This is a genomic window from Thomasclavelia ramosa DSM 1402, assembly GCF_014131695.1.
Lineage (GTDB): Bacteria > Bacillota_I > Bacilli_A > Erysipelotrichales > Coprobacillaceae > Thomasclavelia > Thomasclavelia ramosa.
Genome location: NZ_CP036346.1, coordinates 121,500 through 137,430, shown reverse-complemented (window position 1 = coordinate 137,430; position 15,931 = coordinate 121,500). Strand labels below are relative to the sequence as shown.

The window sequence follows — 15,931 nt, the reverse complement described above, 5'->3', positions numbered from 1 at the left end:
TTTTCACCTACTTTCTTAATAGTTCTTTTTTCAATAATGCAACTTTGTTTTTGATAGAGCCATCAAAAACACGATTATTTATTTCGACTTTAATTCCACCAATCAGTGATGGATCATTAACTACTCTTAAACGAATCGTTTTATTTTCCTTTTTACTTAAAGCATCTTCCACTTCTTTAACTTCTTGCACACTGATATCATAGTTAGCATATAAAATACCTTCTAAGATTCCAAAATGCTCATTCGTTAACGCTTTAAATGCTTCAATTATTTCCATAACGTAACGCATTCTTCTTTTTCTAACTAAAAGTTTTAGAAAATTAACGACATAATCATTAACCTGTCCTTTAAAACTCTTATCTAATAATGCACATTTAGCTTCATCTTCTATTAAAACATGACTAAAGAACGGAACAAAACTTGGATCACTTTCAAAAACAGTTCTAATTAAATCAATATCTTTAGAATATGCTTCAACTTGATTCATCTCTTTAGCTAAATCAAATAGTGATTCTGCATATCTTACTGCTACTGCATCCATTAGTTAACCACTTCTTCAACAAAGTCTTCAACCAAAGCTTTGTTAGTCTTTGTATCCATTTCTTTGTTCATAACTTTAGTCGCTACATCAATCGCAACCTCAACAATTTCTTGTTTCATCGCTGCTTTTGCCTGCGCTTTTTCAGCCTCAATCTCACGACGTGCTTGATCAAGTTTAGCTTTATATTCCTGATTAGCTTGTTCTTGAATCGTTGCCTTTGTTTTTAAAGCATCTTCTTTAGCTAAATTAACAATTTCACGATATTGAACTGCCGCTTGGCGTGCTTGTTCTTCACTTTCTTCCATCAGTGCTCTAGCTTTTTCATTCATATCTTTAGCTTCGTCTACAGTTCCTTCAATAAATTCTGCCCGTTTAGCAAAATAATTTTGAACGGGAACCCATAAATACTTTTTAAAGACAAGAAGCAAAACTCCTGTTGAAAGTAATTGAATAATAATTGTAGTTACATTAGGGAATAATTTCGATGCTATATCTGGCATACGTATTCCTCCTTAGCTAATATTAGTATACAAATAATAAAATTAATGAAATTAATAAACCATAGATAGCTGCAGTTTCAGTTAATGCAATCCCTAGAATCATTAACGTTCTAATTTTACCTTCCATTTCAGGATTTCTACCTAAAGCTTCTACCGCCTTACTCGCACAAATTCCTTCTCCGATACCTGTTCCTAAACCAGCACATACTGCAATACCTGCACCAATTGCAATTAAACCTACATCTGTCATAATTTAAATTTCCTCCAATATTTTCTATATATTTTTTTGTAATTTATATCTAACTAGGATACCTAGATTAGAGCTTACTCGTCGTCTTCGTTTTCCATCATAATTAAGATTGATGATAAAGTTACGAAAACTAATGTTTGGATACACCCTGCAAAAATATCAAAATAACAATGGAATACAGGGGCAATAATTGGACCTAAAAAGTTAAAGTTGATTACATGGAATGAAATCCATGCTGTAAATTGATAAATCAACGTCATTAAAATAGATCCACTCAAAATATTTCCAAATAAACGCATTGAAATTGAAATTAATGGTGATAAGACACTTAAAATATTAGTTGGGGGCCACACAGTATCCCACACATATTTAAAAAATCCCTTTTTCTTCAACGCATTATATTGAATCAATATAAAAGTAATAAATGTCATCGCAAAGGTAATAGAGTAGTTTGAGGTTGGTGATTCAAACCCAATCAAACTTGATAAGTTACTGACCAATATGTAACAAAATACCATTGCAAAATATGGATAATAGTTCTTGGCAAATTTCTTAGGCATGATTGATTTCATATAATCATCAATAGCTTTAACTCCCGTTTCAACAACCAATACAATTCCTTTTGGTTTGACAGTTGGATCCGCCAATGCTACTTTTTTTCCAGCATAGACAAAGAACACGCCTAAACAAACCATAATGACTAGTGAATAAATTAATTCTACTTGAATTGTCACCCATTTCACCTCCTTAAAATATTTAGCGTTTTATATATCCTAAAATATTGATCGTAATCTTGGTCACAAAATATCCAAAGAAAACACTGATCAAATTAAAGATATCATCAAATTTGATTGCTAGCATGAAACCTGCAATATACAATAACATCTTAGCTATAAACATCATTACAACAAATCGAATCGCCTGACCCATTTTTAAGATCACATCACTCATTACAATGATAATATAGAATGATAAAACGCTGACCGCATATCCTAAGATAAATCCTAGTGGAAAACTAATTTGTTTTAGGACAAATCCTACGATAGAAAAGATAACTAATCCGCCAATAAATACTTTTACGGATTGTTTTAAAACATCTTTTTCGTTCATTCTTTACCTGCTCCTAAAAGTATTTTAATAACGTAGCCAAAGGCTAAAAACAATAAAATTAGTAGAATCGTGGGATGGGTATTAAAATACTTATCTAAGCGCAGCCCAACAATCACAGCTAATAGAAATGCTCCAATTACCTGAAAACCCAATTGTAGGCAAAAGAATAAATCTTTTAACATTTTCTTCTTATCTTGATCCATAATCCCTCTTGTATTCTACTATAGTCTTTTGGTTATGTAAACTTCTTATAAAAATTTGTAATAATTATTTAACACTATGATAATTTATTTATAGAACAAGTATTTCAGTACTAAACACTATAATTAATTTCATAATTAGACGTTTTAACCACTTTTGAAGTATCTCAAATATTAATCAGTACCAAATAAACGATCACCGGCATCACCTAAACCAGGCACAATATAGCCTTTTTCATTAAGTTTTTCATCAAGCGTCGCTAAAATCAATTCAACATCAGGATGATCTTCTTCAATTACTTTAACACCTTCAGGGGCACCTACTAAACAGACTAAACGAATATCTTTAGCACCACGGGCTTTAATATTTGTAATCGCTGCACTAGCACTACCACCAGTTGCTAACATCGGATCAACAATGATTACGATAGAATCTTCTAAACCACTAGGAAATTTAGCATAATACTCTTCGGGAATTAAAGTTTCCTCGTTCCGAGCCATTCCTATATGACCAATCTTAGCAGTCGGTATAATTCTTCTAAAACCATCGACTAAACCAATCCCCGCTCTTAAGATTGGAACAAGAATAATTTGTTTTTTCAATTCTTTTCCAATCATTGGACAAATTGGTGTGACGATTTCCTTATCAACTAATGGTAATTCTTTAGTTACCTCATAAGCCATTAACATTGCAATTTCGTCTAGGTTATCTTTAAATACGATTGTTTTCGTATCTTTATCACGCATAATTGTTAATTTATGATCAATTAATGCATGATTGAGGATGGTCGTTGCCATATAAATTCACTCCTTAAATGTATTTTATATCATGATACATTTCTACTTTATCAGTTAATGCTCTAACTCTCTTTAAGCATTCTTCTTTGATTTCATCAGTTTCTTCATTTTTTAAGCGATAAGCAATAATCTTACCTACTTCTCTAAAATCTTCTTCTGTAAATCCTTTAGTAGTCATTGCAGGGGTCCCAACCCGAATACCACTTGCTTTAAATGGTTTTTCTGTATCAAATGGGATAGCATTTTTATTTGCAGTAATATTAATTTCATCTAATAAACGTTCTGCTTTTTTACCTGAAATACCGCAACTTGCTTTTACATCAATTAAAATCAGATGATTATCAGTTCCATCAGCAACTAATCTGAATCCCTCTTCTTTTAATGCTGTTTCTAATGCTTTAGCATTTTTAATTACTTGAGCTGCATATTCTTTAAATTCTGGTTGCATTGCTTCATAAAAACAAGCGGCTTTAGCAGCAATAATATGCATCAATGGACCACCTTGCATTCCTGGGAACACCGCACGATCAATATCAGCTGCATATTTTTCTTTACACATAATTACCCCACCACGAGGTCCACGTAAAGTTTTGTGAGTCGTTGTTGTTACAATATCAGCATGAGGAAATGGTGATGGATGCAGTCCCGCTGCCACTAACCCTGCGATATGTGCCATATCAACCATAAACATCGCCCCAACTTCATGCGCGCATTTTGCCATGTATTCAAAATCAATCGTTCTAGAATATGCACTAGCACCAGCTACTACTAATTTTGGTTTGACCTCTTGGCATTTTTTCTTAAAATCTTCATAATCAATAGTTTCAGTTTCTTTAGTTACCCCGTAACTGTGGAATTCATAATTGATTCCTGAATAGTTTAATGGATGTCCATGTGTTAAATGTCCACCATCAGCAAGAGACATTCCTAATACCTTATCACCATGATTTAATAACGCCATATATACCGCTGTGTTTGCTTGCGCTCCACTATGAGGCTGAACATTAGCATACTCAGCACCATAAATCTTACATAGTCTTTCTTTAGCTAGTGTTTCCACTTCATCAACAAATTTACATCCACCATAATATCTTTTTCCTGGATAACCTTCTGCATATTTATTAGTTAATACAGTTCCTGCCAATTCTAAGATTTCTGGTGAAACAAAGTTTTCAGAAGCAATTAACTCAATATTGTTTCTTTGACGATTTAATTCTCTCTCTACACTTTCAAATACTGCGATGTCTTTCATTTTACTCTTCCCCCTCGTAAGCCATCATTTTTGCAATCCGCTGGTCATGTCGACCACCTTCATATTTGCCTTCTAACCAGGCTGTTAAAATTTCTAAAGCTAAACCTTCACCAATAACTCGTTGCCCCATAGCAATCATGTTAGTATCATTATGTGCTCGAGTTGCTTTGGCGCTAAATACATCGTGGCATAACGCACAGCGAATTCCTTTCACTTTATTAGCAGTAATACTTACACCGATACCAGTTCCACATACGACAACCCCTCTGTCGCACGATCCACTAGCAACCGCTTTAGCTGCTTTTCCTGCATAATCAGGATAATCACAACTATCTTCGCTGTATGTTCCGAAATCTTCTACTATGTAACCATTAGCTTCTAAATAATCTTTTAAAACATTTTTTAGTCTTAAGCCACCATGGTCACAAGCCATTGCAATTTTCATTCAATTACCTCCGCTATTTGTTCCTTAGAAATATCACCTAATCTTAATATTTCCACTTTACCCTTACTTAAGTCAACAATTGTACTTGCCTCCTTACTGATGCTTTCACCTTTAACAATTAAAGGAATCTTTCCATGAAATACTTTCATTACTGCTTTGTCGTCAACAAGACTATTTTCTCCAGAAAGATTGGCGCTAGTTACTAACATTGGTCCTGTTTTATCTAATAATGATAAAACAAATGGATCATCTGGTATCCTGATTCCAATAGTATCTAGTGAAGCCGTAAAATAATCATCAATATGTGGGCGTTTCTTTAAAATGATAGTGATCATTCCCGGCATAAAAGCCGCAATAAGTTTTTTTGCAGTTTCATCAACATAAGCATATTTTTCAATATCCTCTGCCTTACTAATCATCATAGAAATTGCTTTTCCTTTATCGCGGTGCTTTAATTCATATAGTGCATCCAATGCCTGATGTGAGCCAAACTTAACTCCTAACCCAAAAACAGTCTCAGTTGGAAAAGCCACAACTCGACTATCGCTAACTAACTTAGCGACTTCTTCAATGGCATTTTTTTCGACTGAAACTGTATTCATGGAATCACCTCATTTGCCCCATTATACAATAAATAATTGAAAATTTGTAGATATTTCGTAGATATTTTCACGACAAAAAAAGTTTTTTAAAAAAAACATCTTTACATTATCTTAACATTGCTAATTTCCTTCATTTTTATAGTTTGATAAGGCAATTTCTTACAAAAAAACAATTAGATTTAATCTAACTGCCATTTACATTTTTTCATATCAACATTGCCATTATCTTTAAAACATACATCTTCTTCTAAAAGTAAATCACGTTGTTCGTACCATTCAGGTACAAGTCTTCCTGCGCTATTTACAACTCGATGACATGGATAATCTCCATACATAGAAGCATGACTTAAAATTTTTCCCACTAATCGCGCATTCTTGGGTCGTCCTGCCAACGATGCTATTTGTTTATAGCTGGCAACTTTCCCCCAAGGTATTTCAGACACGATTGCTAATACTTGAAAAATTAAATCCTCATCCATATAATCACCTCCTATATTTTTATTTTATCTAATTATCGAAAAAATGCAAAAAAATTTATTTTTTTGTATTTTATTATACTTTTTTGTATAATTATTTTATTAGCTTGGGAAAGGAGATTTATGAAACAGTTTAAAAAATCTTTATTAATAATCGGATTATGCTTTTTAATGATTGGCTGCACTAATGATGCCATGGGTAAAGTAACTAAAAAGCTTCAAGATGCTGGATATGATATTTCTTATTTAACCGATGATTTCACAGCTGTAAATATTACTAAGACAGAAAAGGATAAAGACCGCATTCAATTTTGTGCTTATTTAGAAAAGAAGGTTGTTACTTCTATTTCATATATTGTCTTACCTGCCGATAATAGTAATATCGATAAAACGATTATTGGTTTTATCTATGTCGACAAAAATGATGATAATATTATTAGTGAAAGTGCCCAAAAGGAAGCTAAAAAAATATTAAAAAAATTAGATTTATCTATAGATGATCTAGTAAACTATGCCCTTCAAGTCCATGAAGATAAAGGAAAATCTTTAAATTCATAGTCTGAAAGACACTTTTTAAGTGTCTTTTATTATTTTTAAAATATAAAACGATCTCACTTTCATGAGATCATGTTACACTATGGATGACATCTACTGCAAGGGCGATATCCTGTATTTATTGCAGTAGATTTTGAGATAGCTATTTTACTACGTGATAAATAGCCACAACCACTTGAATGATAGCAGTCTCCTGTCTTAGTAATATAAACAGTTGTAGAAATATTATCATCTGCCACAGGAGTTCGAATAGAGGATGTTTCTACCGGTTTTCCTTTTACGGTCACATTACATGTAACTGATTTATTTTTAATTGCTGCTGTTATTTTTACCGTTCCTGATTTTAATGCTTTAATATTTCCACTTTGATCAACTGTCGCAATCGTTTCATCACTAGATGTATAAACTACCGGTTGAGTACTATTTGTTTTTATATTTATAGTATTATTTTGATTTTCTTCTAGATTTAATGTAGTAGTTGAAAGCTCTAATTCTAATGCCTTAATACTTACTGGCATGATCAAGGTAGATGTATTTCCGTATTTATCACTTGCCTTAATACTAGCATTATAATTTCCAGCTGCTAAATAACTTACACCACTATCATCAATTTCAAGCTCATATTTTGATAGTTCTTTTATTTCTAAATAATCACGATAATCTATTTCATCATTTTCAATAATATCAATTTCTTTTGTTTGGATTAATTGCGGTGCTGTCGTATCTTTGATATTAAGCGTTAATTTCTTTTTACTATTACCATATTTATAAGTGATAGTATATTTACCTACTGCTGGATTATCTTCATCAAAACCATCACAGCTATATGAAATATCTTCTTCATCAAATTTATTCTTATCAACATAATCTAAATAATTAAAATTTTCTCCATATTCTAGATTAACAGTATTCTGTTTAAGTATTAATTTCGGTTGCTCTTTCCCCAATGCACCAATAATACCTAATAAAATAATAATTATGATCGTTACCTTGATCTTATGAGCTAAAATATAGTCTTTTATTTTCTTCATTTTATCTTTACTCTCCCATAAATTCACATAATCATTATACTATTACTTATGAAAATTCACGATATTTTTGTCGTAAAGATACGGTTTATTACGTAAAACAAGATAAAAAGATAGGATATTAATGAAACGAACCTATCTTTCTTATCTTAATTATTTTTATACTGTTTTATATAATTTTGATACCAGGCAAAACTATCTTTCTTATATCTTTGATAACTTCCTTTACCCTCATTATCACCATCAACATAAATTACACCATAACGTTTTTCCATTTCACAACTGCCTGCTGAGACTATATCAATGATTCCCCACATAATATAGCCAATGACATCAACACCATCTCTGATGGCTTCATCAATTTGTTGGAAATGCTGGTTTAGATAATCTATTCTATATTGATCATGAATAGAGCCATCTTCTTCAAACTTATCATGAGCCCCAAAACCATTTTCAGAAATAAATACGGGCTTGCGGGTGCGATCATACATTTTATTTAACATGATTCGTAATCCAATTGGATCAATTTGCCAACCCCAGTCACTTGCTTTCAAATAAGGATTTTTAGTTGAAACAACTAAGTTACCTGCTGTTTGCTCACTGCTCTCTTCAACCGTTGCGACGGCACTAGAATAATATGAAAAGCTTACAAAATCACAGGTATTATCTCTTAGCAGCTTACGTTCTTCCTCAGTTATTATGATATTAATCTTATTTTCTTGAAAAAAACGATTCATATAACTAGGATAATAGCCATTAGCCAAAACATCTACTGCGAACCATTGATGAATTTGTTCATCTCTCACTGCTTTAAGATTGTCTTCTGGGCGCGGTGTTAACGGATAGTAACAAAAACAAGCTACCATACAGCCAGATTGACTTTGAGAACTTATTTTATGCCCTAATTCAATAACCTTAGCACTAGCAACGAATTGATGATGCAATGATTGAAATACTAGACTTTGATCGTATGGTCGATCTTTCTCTTTTACTAAACCAACTCCATTATATGGACTAAAATAACCAGCATTTATTTCATTGAATGGTAAATAATAATCAATATATTCTCCCCAATGTTCAAATACAGTTTTAGCGAATCTTAAGTAAAAATCGACTAATATATTGTTTGTCCAACCACCATAGGTTTCAACTAAATACAATGGTACAGCATAATGATTCATGGTTAGAAAAATCTTCATTCCTGCTTGATGAACCTTTTTAAAAATATGGTCATAAAAACGTATTCCTTCTTCATTTGGCATTTCTTCATCACCATGTGGATACAATCTTGCCCAGCTGATAGAAAAACGATAAATATCAATTCCTAATTCTTTCAATAACTGAATATCTTCATCAATGTGATGATAGCCATCTGATCCTTGGCGGAATGGATAATTACCAATTTCTTTACATGATTTTGCTTCATCAATTATATCTTGTGTCAATAACCTTGTTGAAGTTGTAGCATTAGACGTTCTTTTTAAATAAGGTCGACAGTCCTGAGTATCTAAACCTTTACCACCCAAATTATAGCCACCTTCATATTGACTACTTGCAGTAGCTCCACCCCATAGTATTTTTCTTTTTATATTCATTTGTCCTCCTCCTTCTAAAAATAAAGGTGATAAAAATCACCTTTATTTTTTACCTAACAAGTATGCTCCATATTCTGGACTGTATAAAGGGGCAACAAGCTGACATGATAGTGGCTGGAGATAATTATTCAATGGCTTTAATACATAATCTTCTCCATATTCAAAAACTCCACCAATATACGATACTTTAAAGGGAGAAGTAAAGTTTTTGGCCAATGCTTTAATTAGAACAGCAATTTCATAAGCTGCCTCTTTATATATTTGTAAAGCATATTTATCATTATCTTTAGCTGCTATACCGTTTAGTTTTGCTAATGAAGCAATTGATGTTCGATCATGATTAAGTTTATTAATAAAAGTGATAATATCGTAATCATTTTCTAGTTTACATTTTTCTTTAATTAAATAGTATAACTGTGTCTTTTCTAGTCGACCATCAACTTGTTGGCAATAGAGGGCTAACATGCGCTTGGCAATCCAATAAGCACTTCCTTCATCACCTAGCTGGTAGCCCCATCCTCCACATCTAGTAATATGGTTATTTTTAGATGATAATGCGATTGAACCTGTTCCAGCTACAACTACAATCCCATCACCACCACCTAAAGCTCCAGTAATAGCAATCCTAACATCACTGTATAAGGAGAATTCTCGATTTCCAAATGCTTCCTTACAAATAGTCGCAATTTTATTTCTAACTTCTTTTTGTTCTCCATATCCAGCCAGCCCTGCAATCACTTTTGCTTGAAAATTTGCATCTAATCCCATCACACCATCTTTTAAAATTTGAATACATATTTCTCTTGGTTGTGTTAAAACATGTACTGATGGCTTTATTATTTCTTTTAATTTTCTTCCTGCATCATCAAAGAGTGCCATCTTTGTTTTAGTTCCACCACCATCAATACCGATATACAACATAAATAACTCCCTATTTTCTATGCACTTACTGCTTCTTTAGATTTTTCCTCTGCTAATAATTCATTATCGTACATTTTAAAGAACGGATAATAAATAATCACTGATATAATAATTAAGATAATATTTAATACCGCAGCTCGCCAGTCACCACCGCAAGCCAAGTATGCACCAATTGGTCCTGGTAATGTCCATGGAGCTATTGTAACAGCACAATTGACTAAATGCATAGAAGTTGCAATCCAGGCAATAGTTGCACAAATTAGCGGAATAATAATAAATGGAATTAGTAGCATTGGGTTTAAAACGATTGGAGCCCCAAAAATCATCGGCTCATTGATATTAAATATTGACGGTAAAATCGTTGTTCTTCCTAATGTTTTACCATATTTAGATTTTGCTTTTACACAGAATAGTATTGCTAATCCCAATGTTGCTCCTGAACCACCGATATGAACAAACCATTGTAAGAATGGTTCTACACCAATATGAGTAGCCGCTTTACCAGCTGCAATTGCAGCTGTATTTTGATCTAATAAAATTAACCAGATTGGTCTTGCTAGCGAAGAAACAATCGAATCTCCATGAATACCAAATGACCAGAAAAACATAATTAAAAATATGATTAGTAATGTTGATGGTAAGGTATCTGTTGCATTTATCAATGGCTTGATTAAGTTACCAACGATAGTATGCACATTGATACCTAACCACATTGTAATTGTAGAAACTCCTAAAATAATAATAACCGTAGGAGTTAACGATTCAAAAGATCTTGCTACTGCAGGGGGTACTGCCGCCGGCATTGAGATTTTCAAACCTTTAACTTGTGTAAAACGATAAATTTCTACCCCGATAAAAGCCGAGATAATTCCAATAAACATTCCCGCCGAACCAAGATTTTCTGCTGGAATAACATAGCCTGAAGGCAAACCTTGTAAAAAAGCATTTAATTCGGCATTTTTACTAGCTAATGCACTAATTGACTCTGTAATATCTGGCATCGAAACTGGTACAATTGTCAATAAAAAAGTTAATTCAGCTAAAATCGCACCACTCAAGCCATCCAAATTATATGATTTAGCAAGTGAATAACCTATTCCAAACACTGCATATAGCGTCATAATATACATTGACATTCTATATGGCAATAAAATTGCTACTGCGTTATTTTTAATAAATTGGGTAATGCCCCAATCTGCGGGCATTTGATTATATGAAAATGCTACAACCATTAATAATGAACTAACAATAATTAATGGCAAGGTTGCTATAATTCCATCACGGATAGCCCGTAAATGTCTTTGATTAGAAAGTTTTTCAAGTGGTCCTGCTAGTTTTCCTTCTATCAAATTAGATATTTTTGTAAACATCTTATTTTCCTCCTATTTAATCATGAATATAACCATAAAAGCAATCAAACTAAATATAGTTCCAACAATCCAAAAGTTTTTGCATACTCCTTTTTTTCGCTCAATAAAAAATTGTGAATAAGCTACGCTAAAGCCACAAACAATACCAGAAATTAAAGCATTAGGAATACGAAAATCTATTTTTAAATAATTTAATATGTTTATACAAATCAATAATGACAACATAGTCGTCATTAGAATGAATAAAGCACTTTTAAATCCAAACATTGGGATATCATAATCTGTTTTGCCAAATATATTTTTATATTCTTTTTTGGTATTGTTTTTGACTACATACTTATTCATATACTTATTCTCCTTTAGTTATCGTTCTTATAGTTTGACTAATATTTTCATCACTATCTTTCAATGCTTTTAGGCATTCTTCTTTACTCATATTAGTTAGACCCTTTAAAATTGCTATTTTTACATTGTTATCTGCTTCAATTAATAATTCTTTTGCAGTTCCCTCATCAACACTAATAGCTTGCTGAACAATATTTATAGCTCGAATTCTTAGTTTTTCATTTGTTGGCTGTACATCAACCATCAAATTTTTATAAACTTTTCCTTTTTTTATCATTACAGATGTTGATAACATATTAAGGATTAGTTTTTGTGCTGTACCAGCCTTCATTCTCGTCGACCCTGTAATAACTTCAGGGCCAACAACTGCTTCGATTGGGAAATGGGCATGTTGAGATATTGCTCCGTTTTTAACACAACATATTGATATTGTTGAACATCCTAGTTTGCGCGCATACGCTAGAGCGCCAACAACATATGGTGTTCTTCCCGAAGCAGCTATTCCACAAACAACATCCAATGGACTAAGTTCTATTTTTTTTAAATCATCAACTGCTATTTCTTTAGAATCTTCAGCACCTTCAATTGCGGTTGTAAATGCTTCCTTACCACCAGCGATTAGACCTTGGACAAGAGTAGGATCAACTCCATATGTTGGCGGGCATTCCGATGCATCTAGCACCCCTAAACGTCCTGATGTTCCGGCACCCATATAAATCAATCTACCACCCATACACATTTTTTCATAGATACAGTCAACAGCTTTTGCAATTTGTGGTATGACGTCCTTTACCGCAATTGCTACTTTTTGATCTTCTTGATTAATAACCGTTAAAATTTCCTCTGTTGTCATTTCATCAATGTGCAAAGAATTGCTGTTAATTTGTTCTGTATCTAATTGACTTAATTTCATCCATTCCACTCCTTCCATATTTATTATATATCTATTGAAATATTATTTCAATATAAATGTTAAATTATTTAAAATATTATTTCACTATAAACAAAAAAAGAAAAGCCTATATTTTAGAAACAATTCTTTTTGTTTCAATAAGCTTATCTTTATTTCCTGTTAGATCATTTTTAAATACACCATAATATAATAAATCTGTCATTACTAGTGATGAGATTCTTGATGAAATAGCTCCCATTCTTATTTCCTTTTCTTCATTAGGAACTTGTAAAATAATATCACTTAATTTCGAAAGTGGATTAGGCTTAAATTGAGTAATTGATATAATTGGTACATTTTTGTTTTTTATCATTTTAGCAATTTCAACAAGTCCCTTTGTAGTACCCGAATAACTAATAAATAATGCTGCATCCTCTTTATTCATACTTTCACTAAATGTTAGTTGAACATGTAAGTCTTTATTATAGATTACCTTTTTTCCAATTCTTGTTAACTTTTGTTCCACATCTTGTGCGACAATCGCCGAGCCACCGACACCAAATAAATATATTGTATTAGCAGCAATCAATTTTTTGATTGCATTGTCTAATTGATTAGTATCGATCAACTGGTATGTCTTTAAAACAGTATTCATATTTAAACGACAACATTTATCAGCTAAAGTTACGATATCGTCATTTTCATCAATAATAAAATCTATTTTTTCTTCAGGAGCACGTTTAGACTGCGCTAAACTCATTTTCAATTCACTAAAACCGTTATAACCTAATTTTTTTGAAAATCTAATAATTGCAGCAGCAGAGGTACCCGTTTTCTCCCCCAGAGATTGCGCTGAACACTTTAAAACATCAGCAGCATTTTCCAAAATATACTTAGCAATAACCTTTTCAGTTGATGTATAGCTGCTTTGTGCCTCTTTTATTTTAGCATAACTATTCATAATAATCTTAGCCCCTTTCTAATTAATTATATCAATCCACTAGTAAAATTACTAGATTTTTCAAAGTATTCATAACTTAGTTTTAATTTATTCTATTTTACTATATTCAAATAAAAACCATCTATTTAACAAAATAGATGGCTAATTGTAATATTTTGATTAAATAACTTAGACACATAAAGGTTATTTAATTAATTGTAAGATTTCTGTCTTAGTGGAGAATTGGTTTAAAAATTCATCATACCAATTTTTTATATTCTTCATTTCAGCATATTGTTCAAGTGTCGGCTCGCCTTTTAAGAATGTATTATCAGAATACTGATAAATAAATTGTGTTGCCCCATTTATTGAGTAACCACAAGTTCCTTGTTCTGGAAGATACATATATCCAGTTTTTGCTTCAAGATCGAAAGCAGCATCAATTACCATACATTTTTTATTAGAAATGACAATCTTATAAGCTTCGGTTGAACTTATTATCTGTCTTCCCTTATTATCCTTTTCATAATTATAGCCATTTTCTTTAATTTTCGTGAGGACTGTATCAGCATCTTTTTGTATATTTTTTATCAAATCAGTTCGAGTATTTTGGTTAAATTGAATTATTGTCCATTTAGCTAATAACTCAGAAGTTAATCCCAATTTTTCAAATTTTTTTTGATATGCTTCATAAGCTTCTTTTCTTCCCTTATCATTATAAGTTTTAATATCTTCTTCATCTACAACAAATTCTCCATTTACTGGTCGTAGATATATCCATTGACTCCCTATATCTTTATCTGGATTTATTTTAATACGATCAATATTAGCAAGCGTTAATGTATTAGTTACATAGTAGAACTTTGGATCATCTCCAACATTAAATGCCACACTAAACTCCATTCCAGCAAAACTAAATTTCCAAAACAAACCTGAATTGTCAAAGCCTTCATCATTTAAATCATTATCTTCGGCAATCTTAGCAACATCATCAGTAGTTTCTGCTTTAGCTGCTTTCTTTTCACCACAAGCTGTTAAACCCAAGCAGATCATTGATACCATTAAAATTTTTATAAGTTTTTTCATATTTTTTCCCTTTCCCTGCTTAACTTATGAATTTATTTTAATCTTATTACTATCACTTCCAATCGATAAAATTTTACTGCTACTAATCACATAATAATTATGGCATGCTTTATTTAGTAAAACAAACAATGTTATAATATTTGTTCAATCAATTTGGGAAATATAATTATTTAAAGCAAAAAAAGAGACTTACTATTTATTTCAGTTCTTATCCGGCTTAGGGTAAGAACCTTTATTTCTAGTTAAGTCTCTTATATAAGAATTAATTTGTTGGATATGTTATTGCTAATCTAGTTAAAATACCCTTTTGATTTTCTGTAACAAACTCATATTTGTATCCTTGGTAATCTGTATAATGCCAATGTCCATCTGTATTTTGTTGCGGGCTACCAATCCATTTTAACAAATTACTGCTTGTTGTTTTCCCATTCATTGGTATTTCTTGGTCATCCTTAGTAATAAATACTGTTGTCTTTATACCGTAATGATTCTCTTCTTCCGTAATTGTATCATAATCTAAAGTAATTTGCGTTACTTTACAGTCCGCAACTGATTGCTTTTTATCTGTATCATTTTTATAACGAATTCCAAACCATTGCCAATCAGAATCATCTAAATAAACTTTTAAGTAAGCTACCATAGATGAAATACCACCAGCATCTACCTTAGGCGCCTCATCAACTGATTTACCAGTATCACCCAATTCTACTTTAGTTCCAATTTTTTCTAAATATTTAACATACTCGCCGACTGTTTCAGGCAAACATATCTTTTCATCATTAATAGTAAAGTACTTAATTAATCCATTTGATTCCGTAAAGGGTCTCTCTTGTTTTGTGTTATCAGAAGTATTATTATCATTTGGTTTGTCTGAATCAGAATCCTTAGAACTACACGCTGTTACAGCAAACATCATTGTTAGTGCTAAACCAACCGTTAATAATTTTTTTAGCATAGACTTTCTCCTTTTTTATTTATACATATACAGATTTTATTATAAATACTTTTTTCGATTTAATCTACTA

Annotated in this window: 21 protein-coding genes; 1 reads left to right on the top strand and 20 read right to left on the bottom strand. The window is 31.9% G+C overall.

The genetic code is table 11. The features are described from left to right. Positions 1-7: 7 nt before the first annotated feature. The 11 genes from EYR00_RS00615 to EYR00_RS00565 all read right to left on the bottom strand — a co-directional run bounded on the left by EYR00_RS00615 (position 8) and on the right by EYR00_RS00565 (position 6,177). The gene (locus EYR00_RS00615; RefSeq protein WP_003535294.1) at positions 8-541 is read right to left on the bottom strand and encodes a F0F1 ATP synthase subunit delta; all 534 of its coding nucleotides are present in this window, start codon (positions 539-541) and stop codon (positions 8-10) included. Next, positions 541-1,041, bottom strand: coding sequence for a F0F1 ATP synthase subunit B (atpF, locus tag EYR00_RS00610; RefSeq protein WP_003535295.1), 501 nt, complete (start codon positions 1,039-1,041; stop codon positions 541-543). Before atpF ends, EYR00_RS00615 begins: the two co-directional genes overlap by 1 nt. A gap of 22 nt (positions 1,042-1,063) precedes the next feature. Further along, a complete protein-coding gene (gene atpE / locus EYR00_RS00605; protein WP_003535296.1) occupies positions 1,064-1,291 on the bottom strand; it encodes an ATP synthase F0 subunit C in 228 nt (75 codons plus the stop codon). A gap of 74 nt (positions 1,292-1,365) precedes the next feature. After that, positions 1,366-2,025, bottom strand: coding sequence for a F0F1 ATP synthase subunit A (locus EYR00_RS00600; RefSeq protein WP_008792470.1), 660 nt, complete (start codon positions 2,023-2,025; stop codon positions 1,366-1,368). Between the two features lie 22 nt (positions 2,026-2,047). Then, positions 2,048-2,401, bottom strand: coding sequence for an ATP synthase subunit I (locus EYR00_RS00595; RefSeq protein WP_003535298.1), 354 nt, complete (start codon positions 2,399-2,401; stop codon positions 2,048-2,050). Beyond that, positions 2,398-2,604, bottom strand: coding sequence for an AtpZ/AtpI family protein (locus EYR00_RS00590; RefSeq protein ID WP_003535299.1), 207 nt, complete (start codon positions 2,602-2,604; stop codon positions 2,398-2,400). The genes EYR00_RS00595 and EYR00_RS00590 overlap by 4 nt, the downstream gene beginning before the upstream one ends. 171 nt (positions 2,605-2,775) lie before the next feature. Continuing rightward, entirely contained in the window at positions 2,776-3,399 is a 624-nt protein-coding gene (gene upp / locus EYR00_RS00585; protein ID WP_003535302.1) for a uracil phosphoribosyltransferase, read from the bottom strand. Between the two features lie 13 nt (positions 3,400-3,412). Beyond that, a complete protein-coding gene (locus tag EYR00_RS00580) occupies positions 3,413-4,651 on the bottom strand; it encodes a serine hydroxymethyltransferase (protein ID WP_003535304.1) in 1,239 nt (412 codons plus the stop codon). A gap of 1 nt (position 4,652) precedes the next feature. After that, on the bottom strand, positions 4,653-5,096 hold the full coding sequence (gene rpiB / locus EYR00_RS00575) for a ribose 5-phosphate isomerase B (RefSeq protein WP_003535306.1): 444 nt from the start codon (positions 5,094-5,096) through the stop codon (positions 4,653-4,655). Beyond that, the gene (locus EYR00_RS00570) at positions 5,093-5,698 is read right to left on the bottom strand and encodes an L-threonylcarbamoyladenylate synthase (protein ID WP_003535308.1); all 606 of its coding nucleotides are present in this window, start codon (positions 5,696-5,698) and stop codon (positions 5,093-5,095) included. The genes rpiB and EYR00_RS00570 overlap by 4 nt, the downstream gene beginning before the upstream one ends. 179 nt (positions 5,699-5,877) lie before the next feature. Continuing rightward, positions 5,878-6,177 carry an MGMT family protein gene (locus tag EYR00_RS00565; RefSeq protein WP_003535310.1) on the bottom strand — a complete coding sequence of 100 codons (300 nt, stop codon included), beginning with the start codon at positions 6,175-6,177 and terminating at the stop codon, positions 5,878-5,880. 120 nt (positions 6,178-6,297) lie between these two features. Between EYR00_RS00565 and EYR00_RS00560 the strand changes: the two genes are divergently transcribed. Beyond that, complete coding sequence (locus EYR00_RS00560) at positions 6,298-6,732, top strand: hypothetical protein (RefSeq protein ID WP_003535312.1); 435 nt, start codon at positions 6,298-6,300, stop codon at positions 6,730-6,732. A 77-nt stretch (positions 6,733-6,809) separates the two neighbouring features. Here EYR00_RS00560 and EYR00_RS00555 read toward each other — a convergent pair whose 3' ends face one another. The 9 genes from EYR00_RS00555 to EYR00_RS00515 all read right to left on the bottom strand — a co-directional run bounded on the left by EYR00_RS00555 (position 6,810) and on the right by EYR00_RS00515 (position 15,861). Further along, positions 6,810-7,760 carry an Ig-like domain-containing protein gene (locus tag EYR00_RS00555; RefSeq protein WP_009008472.1) on the bottom strand — a complete coding sequence of 317 codons (951 nt, stop codon included), beginning with the start codon at positions 7,758-7,760 and terminating at the stop codon, positions 6,810-6,812. Positions 7,761-7,906: 146 nt separating this feature from the next. Then, positions 7,907-9,352, bottom strand: coding sequence for a glycoside hydrolase family 1 protein (locus tag EYR00_RS00550; RefSeq protein WP_003535316.1), 1,446 nt, complete (start codon positions 9,350-9,352; stop codon positions 7,907-7,909). Positions 9,353-9,394: 42 nt separating this feature from the next. Beyond that, on the bottom strand, positions 9,395-10,273 hold the full coding sequence (locus tag EYR00_RS00545; RefSeq protein ID WP_003535318.1) for an N-acetylglucosamine kinase: 879 nt from the start codon (positions 10,271-10,273) through the stop codon (positions 9,395-9,397). A 17-nt stretch (positions 10,274-10,290) separates the two neighbouring features. Further along, positions 10,291-11,643, bottom strand: coding sequence for a PTS sugar transporter subunit IIC (locus EYR00_RS00540; protein ID WP_003535320.1), 1,353 nt, complete (start codon positions 11,641-11,643; stop codon positions 10,291-10,293). 12 nt (positions 11,644-11,655) lie between these two features. Then, a complete protein-coding gene (locus EYR00_RS00535) occupies positions 11,656-11,988 on the bottom strand; it encodes a hypothetical protein (RefSeq protein ID WP_003535322.1) in 333 nt (110 codons plus the stop codon). Between the two features lie 4 nt (positions 11,989-11,992). Then, positions 11,993-12,901 (bottom strand): N-acetylmuramic acid 6-phosphate etherase, encoded by a 909-nt coding sequence (gene murQ, locus EYR00_RS00530; RefSeq protein WP_008792478.1) that lies wholly within the window; start codon positions 12,899-12,901, stop codon positions 11,993-11,995. A 106-nt stretch (positions 12,902-13,007) separates the two neighbouring features. Then, positions 13,008-13,841 (bottom strand): MurR/RpiR family transcriptional regulator, encoded by an 834-nt coding sequence (locus EYR00_RS00525; RefSeq protein ID WP_003535326.1) that lies wholly within the window; start codon positions 13,839-13,841, stop codon positions 13,008-13,010. Between the two features lie 183 nt (positions 13,842-14,024). Continuing rightward, on the bottom strand, positions 14,025-14,906 hold the full coding sequence (locus tag EYR00_RS00520) for an LptM family lipoprotein (RefSeq protein ID WP_003535328.1): 882 nt from the start codon (positions 14,904-14,906) through the stop codon (positions 14,025-14,027). Between the two features lie 262 nt (positions 14,907-15,168). Then, positions 15,169-15,861, bottom strand: a complete 693-nt coding sequence (locus EYR00_RS00515; RefSeq protein ID WP_003535330.1) for a hypothetical protein — start codon at positions 15,859-15,861, stop codon at positions 15,169-15,171. Positions 15,862-15,931 lie beyond the last annotated feature (70 nt).

Excerpts from the sequence above, each read along its gene's own strand:
- EYR00_RS00535 (WP_003535322.1), bottom strand. The coding sequence starts at position 11,988 with ATGAATAAGTATGTAGTCAAAAACAATACCAAAAAAGAATATAAAAAT.
- EYR00_RS00515 (WP_003535330.1), bottom strand. The coding sequence starts at position 15,861 with ATGCTAAAAAAATTATTAACGGTTGGTTTAGCACTAACAATGATGTTT.
- EYR00_RS00550 (WP_003535316.1), bottom strand. The coding sequence starts at position 9,352 with ATGAATATAAAAAGAAAAATACTATGGGGTGGAGCTACTGCAAGTAGT.
- upp (WP_003535302.1), bottom strand. The coding sequence starts at position 3,399 with ATGGCAACGACCATCCTCAATCATGCATTAATTGATCATAAATTAACA.
- atpE (WP_003535296.1), bottom strand. The coding sequence starts at position 1,291 with ATGACAGATGTAGGTTTAATTGCAATTGGTGCAGGTATTGCAGTATGT.
- EYR00_RS00555 (WP_009008472.1), bottom strand. The coding sequence starts at position 7,760 with ATGAAGAAAATAAAAGACTATATTTTAGCTCATAAGATCAAGGTAACG.
- EYR00_RS00580 (WP_003535304.1), bottom strand. The coding sequence starts at position 4,651 with ATGAAAGACATCGCAGTATTTGAAAGTGTAGAGAGAGAATTAAATCGT.
- EYR00_RS00525 (WP_003535326.1), bottom strand. The coding sequence starts at position 13,841 with ATGAATAGTTATGCTAAAATAAAAGAGGCACAAAGCAGCTATACATCA.
- EYR00_RS00545 (WP_003535318.1), bottom strand. The coding sequence starts at position 10,273 with ATGTTGTATATCGGTATTGATGGTGGTGGAACTAAAACAAAGATGGCA.
- atpF (WP_003535295.1), bottom strand. The coding sequence starts at position 1,041 with ATGCCAGATATAGCATCGAAATTATTCCCTAATGTAACTACAATTATT.
- EYR00_RS00560 (WP_003535312.1), top strand. The coding sequence starts at position 6,298 with ATGAAACAGTTTAAAAAATCTTTATTAATAATCGGATTATGCTTTTTA.
- EYR00_RS00520 (WP_003535328.1), bottom strand. The coding sequence starts at position 14,906 with ATGAAAAAACTTATAAAAATTTTAATGGTATCAATGATCTGCTTGGGT.
- EYR00_RS00570 (WP_003535308.1), bottom strand. The coding sequence starts at position 5,698 with ATGAATACAGTTTCAGTCGAAAAAAATGCCATTGAAGAAGTCGCTAAG.
- EYR00_RS00565 (WP_003535310.1), bottom strand. The coding sequence starts at position 6,177 with ATGGATGAGGATTTAATTTTTCAAGTATTAGCAATCGTGTCTGAAATA.
- EYR00_RS00540 (WP_003535320.1), bottom strand. The coding sequence starts at position 11,643 with ATGTTTACAAAAATATCTAATTTGATAGAAGGAAAACTAGCAGGACCA.
- EYR00_RS00595 (WP_003535298.1), bottom strand. The coding sequence starts at position 2,401 with ATGAACGAAAAAGATGTTTTAAAACAATCCGTAAAAGTATTTATTGGC.
- EYR00_RS00590 (WP_003535299.1), bottom strand. The coding sequence starts at position 2,604 with ATGGATCAAGATAAGAAGAAAATGTTAAAAGATTTATTCTTTTGCCTA.
- murQ (WP_008792478.1), bottom strand. The coding sequence starts at position 12,901 with ATGAAATTAAGTCAATTAGATACAGAACAAATTAACAGCAATTCTTTG.
- EYR00_RS00615 (WP_003535294.1), bottom strand. The coding sequence starts at position 541 with ATGGATGCAGTAGCAGTAAGATATGCAGAATCACTATTTGATTTAGCT.
- rpiB (WP_003535306.1), bottom strand. The coding sequence starts at position 5,096 with ATGAAAATTGCAATGGCTTGTGACCATGGTGGCTTAAGACTAAAAAAT.